We start from the raw sequence: 13233 nt of genomic DNA on the forward strand, positions 1-13233 counted from the left end.
TTAAAGAATTATTCAGATTTATATAAAAATTGAAACAAATATATTACTGAAAATTGATTTTTGAAAATTCTTATGATATTATTAAATTAATTAGAAAATAAAATTAATCATGGCATCTTGATTGATTCAGTCCTTGACCAGTTACATCAATTATTTTATTCATAGCAGTGTCAGATAAAAATACAATTTCTGATGGTTCGCCTTTCAAATTTTCACCCATCAACTTTAAACCATTAGAGTTTTCTATGTAAGAAATATCTAGATTTCTCCTAAAAATTCTATTAGTAGTTTTATCTTTAACTTCTACAGTAACTTCATCGCAACTAATAAAATCTAAAGGAGCGTTGTTTGGAGCTAAATTATTGTTGAAGTAATCTGAAATGTAATTTATGGCATAGTCTCTCAAAATAATTAATTCCTCATTAGTTTTAGCATTAGATGTAGAAATTAACTTATCAAATATTTCTTTTAAAACTTCTTCATTAAAAACAGTATCTTTAATCATAATAACCTCCAATATATATTATATTAATTTTGCTAATTAATAAATTTACATAAATTATAGTCCAAGTTTATTAATTTAGGAATAAAAATTTCAAAGGGGGAAAATAATTTGTTATTAAAAAAGGTCCTTTATATCAATGGAGTAAAAAGAACATTATTTGTTGATCCAGAAAGTTCTTTAGCATCTGTATTACGTGAACAACTATTACTTACTGGATGTAAGATAGGTTGTGGCCAAGGTCACTGTGGTACTTGTACAATCATATTAAATAATAAAGCTGTTCGTTCTTGTATCGTAAAAATGAAAAAAGTTGAGGATGAATCAGTTATTCAAACTATAGAAGGATTAGCTGAAGGAGAAAACTTACATCCATTACAAGTTGCATGGATGGGACATGGATGTGCACAATGTGGTTTCTGTAGTCCAGGATTTATTATGTCAGCGAAAGTTTTATTAGAAGAAAATCCTTCTCCAACAAGAGAAGAAGTAAGAGCGTGGTTCCAAAAACATAAAAATTTATGCCGTTGTACAGGATATAAACCTTTAGTAGATGCAGTTATGGATGCAGCTGCTGTACTAAGAGGAGAAAAGAAAGTTGAAGACTTAATATTTGAACCAGTAGGAAATGATATATTAGGTACAAAATATGTAAGACCATCTGCTAAAGCTAAGGTAACTGGTACTTGGGACTTTGGTGCAGATATAAACTTACAAATGCCAGAAGGTACTTTAAGTTTAGCTCTAGTGCAAGCTGAAGTTTCACATGCAAATATTAAAGGTATAGATGTATCAGAAGCTGAAAAAATGCCAGGTGTTCATAAAGTAATAACAGCTAAAGATGTAATAGGTAATAATAGAATAAATGGACTAGTATTTTTCCCAGCTGGTAATAAAGGTGATGGATGGGATAGACCAATTCTTTGTGATGAAAAAGTATTCCAATATGGTGATGCGATAGCTGTAGTTGCTGCTGAGTCAGAAGCAATAGCAAGAGAAGCAGCTAAAAAAGTTAAAGTAGATTTAGAAGTACTTCCAGCTTATATGAGTGCTCCAGAAGCAATGGCTGAAGATGCTATAGAAATACATCCAGGAACTCCTAATGTTTACTTTAAAACAGATTGTAAAAAAGGTGAAGATACAGCTCCATTAATGGAAAGTCTTCCAAATGTTGTTGAGGTAGAATCTTATTGTAGCCGTCAACCACATTTACCATTAGAGCCAGATGTAGGGCAAGCGTATATGGACGAAGATGGAAACTTAATTATAAATTCTAAGAGTATAGGAATTCATTTACATCATGCAATGATTTGTAATGGTATAGGTGTTGATCCTGAAAAATGTTTCTTAGTACAAAATCCAACTGGAGGAACTTTCGGATATAAATTCTCTCCAACTATGGAATCAATACTTGGTGTATGCTGTTTAGCAACTGGAAGACCAGTTTCATTAAACTATAACCAATATCAAAATATAACTTATACAGGTAAGAGATCTCCAGCATTTTTGAAAATAAAACTTGGAGCAGATGAAAATGGTAAAATACTTGCTCTTGAAGGTGAAAACTATATAGATCATGGTCCATATTCAGAATTCGGTGATTTATTAACTATGCGTCTTACTCAATTCGTAGGTGCAGGTTATGGAATACCAAATATAAGAAATACTTCTTATACTGTATGTACTAACCATGCTTGGGGTAGTGCATTCAGAGGATATGGTGCTCCACAAAGTTTCATGGGAACTGACACTGCTATAGATGTATTAGCAGATAAAATGGGAATGGATCCATTTGAATTAAGATATATAAATGCTTATAGACCAGGAGATACAACTCCAACTGGTCAAACTCCAGAAGTATTCTCAATAGTACCTATGATGGACAAATTAAGACCATTATATGAAGAGGCTAAAGTAAGAGTTAAAGAAAACTCTACAGATAAAGTTAAACGTGGTGTAGGTATATCAATAGGTGTTTACGGATGTGGTCTAGATGGTGCTGACTCATCTGAAGCTTATGCTGAAATAACTCCAAAAGGTGTAACTATATACAACTCTTGGGAAGATCATGGTCAAGGTGCTGATATAGGTACATTAACTATGGCTCATGCAACTTTAAAGAAAGCTGGATACAAGCCAGAAGATATTAAACTAGTATTATGTGATATGCGTCAAACTCCAAATAGTGGTCCTGCTGGTGGAAGTAGATCAAACGTTGTTACAGGTAATGCTACAAGAATAGCTGCTGAAAACTTATTAAAAGCATTAGATAAAGGTGATGGAACTTATCGTACTTACGACGAAATGGTAGCTGAAGGTTTACCAACTAAAGTTGTAGGGAAATGGGTTGCTTCTATGTGTTCTGACTGTCAATATGAAGATGGTCAAGGTGCACCATTTAGTAACTACATGTATGTTGTAAATATGCCAGAAGTTGCTGTTGACATGGAAACTGGTAAGACAAAAGTTGAAAAATTCACTTGTATGGTTGACTGTGGTAAGATAATAAACAAACTTGTAGTTGATGGCCAGGTTTATGGAGCATTAGCACAAGGTATAGGTCTTGCATTAAGTGAAGACTTTGAAGATTTAAATAAACATACTACATTAGTTAAATGTGGTATACCTCAAATAGAAGATGTACCAGATGATTTAGAAATACATTATGAAGAAGCTATGAGACCTGATGGACCTTACGGAGCATCAGGAGTAGGTGAAGGGCCACTAGCTGCACCTCACCCAGCTATATTAAATGCTATATTTAATGCTACAGGAGCTAGAATAACTAGAGTACCAGCAACTCCAGACGTTGTTAAAGAAGCTTTAGAAGGATTAAAAAGTGGAGCAAATGCTTAAATAAGAAGTAAATAAAAAAGAGTAATTTTGCAATTGTTGCTCTTGTTTAGTCAAATAAAAGGGCTTAACTTTAAGTATATTTTACAAGAGTTTAAGCCCTTTTTTAGTCTCAAATGAAGCAAATTTTTTTATATTGAAGGGAATTATATGTTAACTGCTCTGTGGATAACATATAATTTCCAACTTTGTGATTTGAGCAACGGGCTAAGCAGTTGGAGATATGAAGTAGAGCGCCCATGCAGTGGCTTAAGCGAAGCGAATTTTTTATAGAATAGATATAATTATTTAAGGAGAATGGACTATGGATAATCTTAGTCAAGATAAATTAAAAGAACTAGAAAGTAAATGTATACAAGAAGAAGATCCCTGGTGTAGTGCCATGTGTCCTATACATATAGACGGAAGACAATTATGTAAATTGGTTGCTAAAGGGAATTTTACTGAAGGCAGAAAAATATATGAAAAAAAAGTTGTATTTCCCAATATAGTAAGTAGAGTTTGTGAAGAAAAATGTAAAAGTCAATGTAAAAGAAAAGAGCTAGGTAATTCCATAAATATTAGACAGCTTGAACTATCATGTATGAATTATGGAAAAGAAGTAAAAACAAGAGTTTTGTTAAAACCTAAAAAGAAAGAAAAAGTTATAATATTTGGAACTAGTTTAAGTGGATTAAGTTGTGCATTGGAGTTAAAAAACAAGGGGTACTTTGTTGATTTATATGAAGACAAAGATATTTTAGGGAAAAATATATATGAAACGTACAAGGATATATTAGAAGAAGATATCATAAAAAAAGATTTGCAAAAAATTGAAAGTGCGGGAATAAAGATTTATCTTAATTCTTCTTTTGAAGAAGAAAAATTAAATGAATATAAAGATAATTATGATGTATTAGTTTTTGATGGAAATATTTACAAAAAGTATCTATCTTATAACATGATAACTTTACAACATGAAAATGATAAGGTTTTTTATAGCCCTAAAAATGTTTCGGCGGTAGAATGTATAAGTTTAGGGAAAAGACTTTCTACCTCAATAGATAGATATTTTCAACATAGTAGTATGACTCAAGGAAGAGAAAAAGAAGGTATTTTCCAAACTAAACTATATACTAACTTAGAGGAAGTTGAGATTGAAGATGAAATAATTCCTAGTAATAAGCAGTATTACACAGAAGAAGAAGCTGTAAAAGAAGGTAAAAGGTGTATTGATTGTAATTGTCTTGAATGTGTAAAAGGTTGTGAATTTCTAAGACATTACAATTCTTATCCTAAAAAAATGGCAAGAGAAGCTTATAATAACTTATCTATTGCTTTAGGAAACAGAACTTCAAATAAGATGATAAACTCATGCAGTCTTTGTGGACAGTGTAAATCTATTTGTCCTGGAGGTTTGGATTTAGGAGAGGTCTGTGAATATGCAAGAAAGCAAATGGTAAAGACAAATAAAATGCCACCATCAGCTTTTGAATTTGCCATGGAAGATATGGAGTTTAGTAATAGTGATGAATTTTTTACAGTTATAAGTAAAGAAAATTCAAATTATGTATTTTTTCCAGGTTGTCAGTTATGTGCATCGGAGCCTGACTTAGTAAAAGTAATTTATAAAGATTTAAATAATAAATTAAAAGACGAAGTGGGATTAATACTTGGATGTTGTGGGGTAATAGGAAAGTGGTCTGGAGAAGAAGAAAGATTTTATGAAGAAATAAAATTAATAAAAGAAAGTTTAGAGAAAATTAATAATCCTACTCTTATTACAGCGTGCCCTACATGTTACAAGATTTTTAATTCTCATTTAGAGAATGTAAAAGTAAAAATGATTTATGATTATATTGATGATGATCAATTGAGATTTATCGGTAATGATGAGGAGATAGCTATAGATGATCCATGTACTGTTAGATATGATGATGAGTTACAAGATCAAGTGAGAGAAATAGCAAAAAAACTTGGATTTAATCTAAAAGAGCTAGATTATAACAAAGAAATAACTACTTGTTGTGGATATGGTGGACTTACTTGTTTTTCTAATAAAGAATTAAAGGAAAATATAGTTTTATCAAGAATTAAAGAAAACAAGCTAAACTATTTGACTTATTGTATAAATTGTAGAGATAGTTTTTTATCACAAGATAAAGAATCAAAACATATTTTGCAATTAATATATAATTTTGATGGGAAAAATAGAAAACCTAATATTTCTGAAAGAAGATATAATAGAGTCCAACTAAAATTAGACTTAACACAGGAGAAAGATAAGACTAATAATTATAATATCCACTTAATTATGAGTGATGATTTGAAAGAAAAGTTAGAGGATAGAATGATCTTATATAAAGATATTGAAGATACAATAAAAAAAGCAGAAGAAACTAAGGAAAAATTCTTTAACAAATCAAACAATCATAATTTAGCCTATTATAGAATAAAAAACGTTACATTTTGGGTGGAGTATACCATTGAAGGAGGCAAATACTTAGTTTATAACGCATATAGTCATAGAATGAAAATAGAGGTGAATTAAATGAAAGAAAATTATGATGATTTTTATGATTACTCAAGTGGATCAATGATTTGTGCCAAGTGTAATGAGCCTCTTGAAAGAGGTCAAGTGACTTTAGAATATTTAGGAAGTAGTTTTCCTGTTGAGCTACCAAAATGTCCTAAATGCAATAATGTATTTATAGACGAGAGTCTAGTATACTCAAAAATGCTAAGAGTAGAAAAGGCTTTAGAAGATAAATGATTAATAAGAGAGACATATTTAGCTTAGGCGGTCTAAATCTTGTAAATGAAATAATTGAAATGTACAAAATAGATGAGGATGTTAAAGTATTAGATATAGGCTGTGGAAGTGGATATTCAGTTAACTATTTATCTGAAAAGGGATTCGATGCAACGGGAATCGACTCTTCTGAAGAGATAATTAATTTAGGTAAGGAAAGATATAAAGATATAAATATAAAAGTAATGGATGCTAATAATCTTGACTTTCCCAATAATTATTTTGATTTAATTCTATTTGAATGTAGTTTATCAGTGATGAAAAATTCAGAAAAAATATTAGGCGATTGTAGAAAACTTTTGAAAAAAAACGGCATAATTTTGCTAAGTGATTTTTTCTTTAAGCAAACAGGCATATATGATGATACATATACTCTTAATTATTGGAATAAATTGTTTGGAGACTTGAATTTTCAAGTTATTAATTTTCAAGATAAATCTAGAGAATGGAAGAATTATTTAGGAATGGTTCTGTGGGAATATGGAGAGTTATCAGGGTTACTTAGAGGAAATCAAAATAATAAAATAAATAACGATATATTTAAAAAGGAAACAGGATATTTTTTAGTTATACTTAAAAAGAGGGATTGATGTTATGGATGAGTTATATATGGAAATGGTGGAACTGTCATCTAAAGGATATTATTGTAGTCAAATATTAATGAAAATAATTTTAGATTTAGAAGGTAAAGAAAATCCTGATTTAATCAGGTCTATGGGAGGATTAATAGGAGGATTAGGTTTTAATCAAAAAATATGTGGTGCTCTTACTGGAGGAGTATGTATTTTAGGTTATTTTGCATCAAAAGGTGAAGATGATGAAATAGAAGATGAAAATCTAAGCATCATGATAAGAGAATTGATAGAGTGGTTTGAAAATGAAGGCAGTGATAATAAGGGAATAAACTGTGGAGATATATTAGATGGAGATTTTAATAATAAATCAAAAACTTGTCCTAATTTAGTACTAAATACTTTTGAAAAGATAGTTGAAATACTTAATAAATATGGTTATGAACTGTAATTAATAAGGGGAGACGAGTTAATGAACATATATGAAGAGGGGTTAAGGATTTTAAAAGATAAAAAGAGTTTTGTTTTGGCGAGTATAGTGAGCAGCACTGGTTCTACACCTAGAGCAAAAGGTACCCAAATGATAATAAGAGAAGATGGCACAATATTTGGTACTGTAGGAGGAGGTAAGATGGAAGCCTCTTGTATTGAAAATGGTGTGAATTCAATTAAGAATAAAAAATCATTTGTTTACGAATTTAATTTAGATAGTAAAGATGCATATAAATCAGAAATGGTTTGTGGAGGAAATGGAGAAATACTTATAAACTATATGGATTATGAGGATGAAAATAATCTACTAATTATGAAAGAGGCAACAGAAGCTGTAAAAAATCATAAAAAAGGATGGATAGTTACAGTTTTAAAAGAAAATAAAAAAGAGATGATATTTGTTGATGATGAAAATAAGCTAACTGGAGAATATACAGGAAGTCAATTAATGAAAAGTAAATTATCTAATGGTATAGAAAGATTGAGTATCCACTCAGATGCAATTGATGACGAAATGTTTATTATGCAAAAAGTTCATACTATGGGAAAAGCTTATATATTTGGAGCTGGACATGTATCTAAAGAAACAGCAGCAATTCTAGATATAATAGAATTTGAAACCATAGTTTTAGATGATAGAAATGAATTTGCAAATAAAGATAGATTTCCAAATTCACATACTATAGTATTAGATACATTAGAAGAAATTGGTGATTTAGGTATAGATGATGATAGTTATATTTTGATAATAACTAGAGGACATTTATATGACTATAACGTGCTTAATTGGGCATTAAAAACAGATGCTTACTATATAGGAATGATTGGTAGCCAATCTAAGATTAATATGACATATGAAAAGCTTAAAGCAGACGGATTTACAGAGAATGATCTTAAAAGAGTACATTCGCCAATAGGAATAAAGCTAGATGCAAAAACTCCTGGTGAAATTGCAGTTAGTATTGCGGCAGAACTTATAAATGAAAGAAGCGCAAAAGAAAGAAGAATGGAAAAATGAAGATAAGTGGTTTGATTGTTGCAGCAGGTTTATCATCTAGAATGAATGATTTTAAACCTTTAATGGAAATAGAAAACAAGCCACTTATTATAAATACAATTAATAGTTTGAGAAAAAGTGGAATAGAGGATATAAATATTGTTGTAGGTTATAGAGCTAAAGATATAGAAAGATGTGTAAAGAATGAGAATGTAAACATTATTTACAATAATGACTATAACAACACCTTTATGTATGATTCTTTTAAGCTTGGATTAGAAAAAATTAAAGATAATTGTGATGCAGTTACATTTTTACCTGGAGATGTTGGTTTCGTATCTAAATACACCATAGACTTATTAGTTAAAGAAATTTATAAAGATAAAAGTAAAATTGTATATCCAGTGTATAAAGATGTAATGGGTCATCCACCTATTATAAGCTCCATATGTTTTGATTACTTATTAAATTATAATGGTAAGAATGGTTTAAAAGGTGGAATGGAATATTTTGAAGAATGCTCTAAGAAAATAGATACACCCGATAAATTTATATTATGTGATATGGATTATAAAGAAGAGTTCTATAAAGTTAAACATGATTTTGAAAATAGGCAGATTTTATCTCTAGAAGAATGTATTTATTTATTATCTTATTTCCATGTACCTAATTCCATAATTAATCATGGTAAAAAAGTAAAAGAGATATGCGAAGATCTAAGTAATTCAATTAATAAAAATAAAAAGATTATAAATATAGACTTAATTAAATCAGCTTCTATTTTACATGATATAAAAAGACAAGAAAAGAATCACGCAGATGTAGGGGCTGACTTATTAGAAAGTTTAGGTTATGACAAAATAGCTTATATTGTTAGAAGTCATATGAAGCTTAAAAATGAAATGGAAGATGTAATAAATGAAAATACTATATTATATTATGGTGATAAACTAGTAGTAGAAGATGAATTTGTAGACTTAAATAAAAGATTTCAAGAGAAACTAAATAAATATAACGACAATGAAGAAATTCAAGCAAATATAATGAAAAAATATAAAACAACCCTTAAGATAAAATCCAACATTATTTCTATAATTGGAAGAAATGAGTATGAGAAATTGGAGAATAAATGGAGGGGGTATAAGGATGATTTATTTAAATAATGGTGCCACATCATGGCCTAAACCACAATGTGTCTCAAATGCTCTAAAAAAATCCTTAGATGAGTTACCATGTAGCGCTCATAGAAGTGGATTTGATGAAGAGGAAAATTATAATTGTAAAGATTTATTAGCAAAACTACTTAAAGTAGATAATCCTAATAACATTGTATATGGGAATAATGCTACCTTTGGACTTAACTTAGCTATTCAAGGATTTGAATTTAATAATGGGGACAAGGTTTTGACTACTGCAGCAGAGCACAATTCAGTATTAAGACCCTTACATTATCTTCAAAAGAAGAAAGTTATTGAATATGAGATAATTGATGTAAATGAAGAAGGAAGAATAGATCCTAAATTATGGGAAGAAAAAATCAAGGAAATAAAGCCTAGAATGGTTGTATTTACTCATGCATCTAACGTAACAGGAGCAGTTAATGATGCACAAAAGCTAGCAAATATTGCAAAAAAATATAATTGTGTAGTGCTTTTAGATGCATCTCAAAGTCTAGGTCTAATAGATGTATTTCCGCAAAAATGGGATATAGATATGGTGGCATTTACTGGACATAAATACTTACTTGGACCTCAGGGAACAGGTGGGCTTTATGTATCTTCAAAAATTAAGTTAAACCCTATATTGCAAGGAGGAACAGGCATATATAGTGATGAAGATACTATGCCAGAAGAAATGCCTTTAAGGTTAGAAGCTGGAACACCAAATGATACATCATTTAAAGGGTTAGAGGAAGCTCTAAGATGGGCATTTGAAAATCCTATTAATAAGAATAAGATAGATTATTTAGTAAATAAAATAAAAAAAGAATTGAAAAAAATGAATGTTAATGTGATAGATGTAAGAGGTGAAACAACTCCTGTAATTTCATTTACTATGGCAAATTATAGTGTAAATGAAGTGGGAGAAATACTTCAAATGAGTTTTGATATTATATGCAGAAGTGGACTTCATTGCGCGCCTTTAATTCATAAATGCTTAAGAACATCACCAAGTGGAACAGTTAGAATTAGTTTATCAAGGTTTACTACAGAAGAGGAAGTAGACTATTTTATTAATTCCATAAAGGACATAATAGATGGATAAATTTAAAGTACAAAAAGTTGATAATTGTTTTAAAAACAGTCAAAGTTACGAGTACAAATTAAATGTGGAAGTAAATGAAGAACTTCTTAAAAAGTTACAAAACTTAGGTGAAATAGAAATTAAAAATTTTAGGCGACCAATTTTTATGATTAATTGTGAAAATAAAAATAAGATAAAGGGAGTTATTAACTCTAAAATCATAAGAGTGAGTTTTCCAGATGATATATGGGAAGAAAGAAAAGAATCATTTGAAAAATTTTTGAATGAAGTTTTGTAGATAGTCAATATTACTGGGGGGAAGCTATGGGAAAAATATTAAATCAAGTGGAGAGTTTATGTCCTTATTGTTTAAAAAAAATAGTAGGACAAAAAGTAGAATATGAAGATGGAGTATATTTGGAAAAAACTTGTGAAGAGCATGGTTTTTTTAAAACATTAATCTGGGAAGGCAAAGGTTATGAAGCTTGGAGCGATGTGGAAAAATTTAAAACTCCTAATGTGGTAAGTAGCGAAGCAAATAAAGGATGTCCATATGATTGTGGAATTTGTAGTGAACATAGACAGGAAACTTGTTGTGTTCTTCTTGAAATAACAAATAGATGTAATTTAAAATGTCCTATTTGTTTTGCCTCTTCAAATGAAAATATGAAAAAAGATATAAGTATAGAAAGAGTTAGTGAATACTACGATTATCTAATGAAGTGTGGAGGCCCTTATAATATTCAACTATCAGGAGGAGAACCAACTCTTAGGGATGATTTAGATGAGATAATTAAAATTGGAAAAGAAAAAGGGTTTACGTTTTTTCAACTTAATACTAATGGTATTAGAATTGGAGAAGATGAAAACTATATAAAGGCTTTAAGCAAAGCTGGTTTAAATACAGTATTTCTACAATTTGATGGTCTTAGTGATGACGTATACTCTAAGCTTAGAGGTAAAAAACTACTTAGAGTAAAATTAAAAGCCATAGAAAATTGTAAAAAGGCTGGAGTAGGAGTAGTTCTTGTTCCTACCATAATGAAAGATATAAATGTTAATCAAATAGGCAAAATTATAAATTTTGCCATAGATAATATGCCTGACGTGAGGGGAGTTCATTTTCAACCAGTAAGTTTCTTTGGAAGATATGAAAATAGAGATGAAAACTATAGAATAACCATACCGAAAATGTTAAATGAAATAGAAGAACAAATGAAGGGTAAGATGAAAATAGAAAACTTTATGGGAGGAGGAGCAGAGAATTCATACTGTTCTTTCCATGGAAACTTCTTAGTAAATGAAGATAAAAGTCTAAAACCTTTAGGAAGTAAAAGTAATTGTTGTTGTAAGCCAACTTCTTCTAAGCAATCTAGAGAATTTGTGGCAAAGCAATGGTCAGCAGTAAAAAAATCCTCAAATAAAAAAGATGCTAGAAATAACTTTACAAAATCTTTGGATGACTTCCTAGATAGATTTGATAATTATACCTTAGCCATATCTGCCATGTTATTCCAGGATGTGTGGAATGTGGATTTAGATAGGTTAAAACAATGTTATATACATGTAGTAAGTGAAGACATGAAACTTATACCTTTTTGTGCATATAACTTAACAAATATAGATAATAAAAGTTTATACAGGAGATAAGTATGAGATTAGATAATTGGATATCTGAAAAAATTAAAGTAAATAATAAATTAAGTAGAGATGAACTAGAAAAATATCAATTAAATGAATTAAATAATTTAATTAAATATGTGAAAGAAAACTCACCTTTTTACAAAGAACTATATAAAAACTTAGATGAAATAAATTCTTTAGAAGAGTTATATAAAATACCAATTATCAATAAAGAAGATATAATTGCAAATGGAAATAAAATGGTATGTGTTAATCAAAGCGAGATAAGCAGAATAGTTTCATTAGATACATCTGGAACTATGGGTAAATATAAAAGAATTTATTTTACTGAGGAAGACCAAAATCTTACAGTAGATTTTTTTACAAAAGGACTTAGCTTTCTTGTTGAAAAAAACGATGTAATGATGATTATGCTTCCTTTTGAAAGAGAAAATAGTGTAGGGGATTTAATAAAACAGTCTTTAGAAATTATGCAGGTTAAACCTGTAATGAACGGTAGTTTATCTTCTTTTAAGAAAACTACAGACATTATAATAAGTAAGCATGTAAATTCGATTGTAGGTATGCCTGTAGAAATTTTAGCTTTGGGAAGATATATAAAAAAACAAAATTTACCAATAAAAATTAAAAGTATTTTGTTAAGTGCGGATATGGTAAATAATACATTTATCGAAGAAATAAAGAATGTTTATAATTGTGAAGTATTTAATCATTTCGGTATGACAGAAACTGGACTTGGAGGTGCAGTTGACTGCGATTACCATAAAGGAATGCACATTAGAGAAAATGATTTATTAATTGAAATTGTAAATCCTGTGACAAAAGAAAATATGAAATGTGGAGAAAGTGGAGAAATTTTAATCACTACTTTAACGAGAAAAGCAATGCCTCTTATAAGATATGCTACGGGAGATATATCATCTTTTGTAAAAGAAAGTTGTAGTTGCGATAGTGTACTAAAAAGACTTGATAAAATAAGATATAGGATGGATGATAGAGCACATATAGGTAAAAACTTGTATATAAATATTAACTCCATAGATAATATTTTATTTAAATTAGATAACCTTATTAATTATAAAGTAGATGTGGAAAATAATGAGGAGTATTATGAGTTAAAATTACAGATAGCATTTTT

The 13233-nt window shown here is 29.5% G+C and carries 12 protein-coding genes; 11 read left to right on the forward strand and 1 reads right to left on the reverse strand.

Annotated elements, in window-relative coordinates; translation table 11 throughout:
• Positions 1-103: 103 nt before the first annotated feature.
• Complete coding sequence (locus NSA58_RS07905; RefSeq protein WP_052232862.1) at positions 104-505, reverse strand: hypothetical protein; 402 nt, start codon at positions 503-505, stop codon at positions 104-106.
• A gap of 108 nt (positions 506-613) precedes the next feature.
• Between NSA58_RS07905 and NSA58_RS07910 the strand changes: the two genes are divergently transcribed.
• The 11 genes from NSA58_RS07910 to NSA58_RS07960 form a co-directional block, all read left to right on the forward strand.
• Positions 614-3358 (forward strand): molybdopterin-dependent aldehyde oxidoreductase, encoded by a 2745-nt coding sequence (locus NSA58_RS07910; RefSeq protein ID WP_074429428.1) that lies wholly within the window; start codon positions 614-616, stop codon positions 3356-3358.
• Between the two features lie 301 nt (positions 3359-3659).
• On the forward strand, positions 3660-5885 hold the full coding sequence (locus NSA58_RS07915) for a pyridine nucleotide-disulfide oxidoreductase/dicluster-binding protein (RefSeq protein ID WP_074079724.1): 2226 nt from the start codon (positions 3660-3662) through the stop codon (positions 5883-5885).
• Positions 5886-6107: a DVU_1557 family redox protein gene (locus tag NSA58_RS07920; RefSeq protein WP_039678553.1), complete on the forward strand. Its 222-nt coding sequence runs from the start codon at positions 5886-5888 to the stop codon at positions 6105-6107.
• Complete coding sequence (gene trsM, locus NSA58_RS07925) at positions 6104-6736, forward strand: DVU_1556 family methyltransferase (protein ID WP_039678554.1); 633 nt, start codon at positions 6104-6106, stop codon at positions 6734-6736. The genes NSA58_RS07920 and trsM overlap by 4 nt, the downstream gene beginning before the upstream one ends.
• 4 nt (positions 6737-6740) lie before the next feature.
• Positions 6741-7169 (forward strand): DVU_1555 family C-GCAxxG-C-C protein, encoded by a 429-nt coding sequence (locus tag NSA58_RS07930; protein WP_039678555.1) that lies wholly within the window; start codon positions 6741-6743, stop codon positions 7167-7169.
• A gap of 21 nt (positions 7170-7190) precedes the next feature.
• Entirely contained in the window at positions 7191-8228 is a 1038-nt protein-coding gene (locus tag NSA58_RS07935) for an XdhC family aldehyde oxidoreductase maturation factor (RefSeq protein WP_257560356.1), read from the forward strand.
• The gene (locus tag NSA58_RS07940; RefSeq protein WP_074429429.1) at positions 8225-9370 is read left to right on the forward strand and encodes a DVU_1551 family NTP transferase; all 1146 of its coding nucleotides are present in this window, start codon (positions 8225-8227) and stop codon (positions 9368-9370) included. Before NSA58_RS07935 ends, NSA58_RS07940 begins: the two co-directional genes overlap by 4 nt.
• The gene (locus tag NSA58_RS07945; RefSeq protein ID WP_074079722.1) at positions 9354-10472 is read left to right on the forward strand and encodes an aminotransferase class V-fold PLP-dependent enzyme; all 1119 of its coding nucleotides are present in this window, start codon (positions 9354-9356) and stop codon (positions 10470-10472) included. The genes NSA58_RS07940 and NSA58_RS07945 overlap by 17 nt, the downstream gene beginning before the upstream one ends.
• Positions 10465-10749 carry a hypothetical protein gene (locus NSA58_RS07950; RefSeq protein WP_039678559.1) on the forward strand — a complete coding sequence of 95 codons (285 nt, stop codon included), beginning with the start codon at positions 10465-10467 and terminating at the stop codon, positions 10747-10749. The genes NSA58_RS07945 and NSA58_RS07950 overlap by 8 nt, the downstream gene beginning before the upstream one ends.
• Positions 10750-10775: 26 nt before the next feature.
• Positions 10776-12101, forward strand: a complete 1326-nt coding sequence (gene trsS / locus NSA58_RS07955; RefSeq protein ID WP_039678560.1) for a radical SAM (seleno)protein TrsS — start codon at positions 10776-10778, stop codon at positions 12099-12101.
• A 2-nt stretch (positions 12102-12103) separates the two neighbouring features.
• A partial coding sequence (locus tag NSA58_RS07960; RefSeq protein ID WP_257560357.1) for a DVU_1553 family AMP-dependent CoA ligase occupies positions 12104-13233 on the forward strand: 1130 nt, incomplete at its 3' end.

Origin of the sequence: Terrisporobacter muris (assembly GCF_024621905.1) — a bacterium.
GTDB classification, from domain to species: Bacteria; Bacillota; Clostridia; order Peptostreptococcales; family Peptostreptococcaceae; genus Terrisporobacter; species Terrisporobacter muris.

What these genes read in the sequence shown, in the direction of transcription:
- NSA58_RS07930 (WP_039678555.1), top strand. Translation starts at nt 6,741, where the DNA reads ATGGATGAGTTATATATGGAAATGGTGGAACTGTCATCTAAAGGATAT.
- NSA58_RS07950 (WP_039678559.1), top strand. Translation starts at nt 10,465, where the DNA reads ATGGATAAATTTAAAGTACAAAAAGTTGATAATTGTTTTAAAAACAGT.
- NSA58_RS07905 (WP_052232862.1), bottom strand. Translation starts at nt 505, where the DNA reads ATGATTAAAGATACTGTTTTTAATGAAGAAGTTTTAAAAGAAATATTT.
- NSA58_RS07935 (WP_257560356.1), top strand. Translation starts at nt 7,191, where the DNA reads ATGAACATATATGAAGAGGGGTTAAGGATTTTAAAAGATAAAAAGAGT.
- NSA58_RS07945 (WP_074079722.1), top strand. Translation starts at nt 9,354, where the DNA reads ATGATTTATTTAAATAATGGTGCCACATCATGGCCTAAACCACAATGT.
- trsS (WP_039678560.1), top strand. Translation starts at nt 10,776, where the DNA reads ATGGGAAAAATATTAAATCAAGTGGAGAGTTTATGTCCTTATTGTTTA.
- NSA58_RS07920 (WP_039678553.1), top strand. Translation starts at nt 5,886, where the DNA reads ATGAAAGAAAATTATGATGATTTTTATGATTACTCAAGTGGATCAATG.
- NSA58_RS07915 (WP_074079724.1), top strand. Translation starts at nt 3,660, where the DNA reads ATGGATAATCTTAGTCAAGATAAATTAAAAGAACTAGAAAGTAAATGT.
- NSA58_RS07940 (WP_074429429.1), top strand. Translation starts at nt 8,225, where the DNA reads ATGAAGATAAGTGGTTTGATTGTTGCAGCAGGTTTATCATCTAGAATG.
- trsM (WP_039678554.1), top strand. Translation starts at nt 6,104, where the DNA reads ATGATTAATAAGAGAGACATATTTAGCTTAGGCGGTCTAAATCTTGTA.